Here is a 577-nt window from a genome sequence, read left to right as displayed (position 1 = left end):
TACGGCCTAGTACTCGTCGTGGTGACGCTTGACCACCCGGAAGCTGGCCACCACACCGTTGTCGATGTCGATGCCCTCGGTCCAGCCCGGGCGTACGCCGTAGCTGGAGCTGTGCGGGCCGACGGTGGCGATGGGAGCGCCGTTGTCGCAGACGGCCCCGCGGAAGACCTCGACGGCCTTGCGGCTTTCGTTGCGCACGTTCAGGGTCTTCGCGCCCAGGCCGCTGACCACGGTGATGCAGTCACCGGCGTGGGCGGAGTAGGACCGCTCGTTGACCTGGATGCGGCCGTCGTAGCCGCCCTTGCCCTCGTTGTCGTCGTCGTCGTCCCGGTCGTAGCCCTCGTCGCCCCCGTTGCCCTTGCCCTCGTTGCCCTTGCCCTCGTTGCCCTTGCTGTTGCTGTTGCCGCCCGAGTTGCCCTTGCTGGGACCGCTCTGCCCGCTGCCGCCGGTGACGGCGGCAACGGCGGCCGGGACCTCCTGAGGCGCCGAAGCGGGAGCGGCCGAGGCGTACGTGATGCCGGTCGCGGCCATAGCCGCGGCAGCCGACACAGCAGCGGTGATCACGGTCGAACGAAGC

1 protein-coding gene is annotated in these 577 nt (G+C 69.8%); it reads right to left on the bottom strand.

The genetic code is table 11. From position 1 onward, the window contains the following. Window positions 1-6: 6 nt before the first annotated feature. On the bottom strand, window positions 7-577 hold a 571-nt coding region (locus tag GT030_RS07485), incomplete at its 5' end, for a hypothetical protein (RefSeq protein WP_237522250.1).

The organism is Streptomyces sp. SID1328, from assembly GCF_009865595.1.
In the GTDB taxonomy this organism is placed as follows: Bacteria; Actinomycetota; Actinomycetes; order Streptomycetales; family Streptomycetaceae; genus Streptomyces; species Streptomyces griseoluteus.
This window is presented reverse-complemented; position numbering and strand designations above follow the sequence as displayed.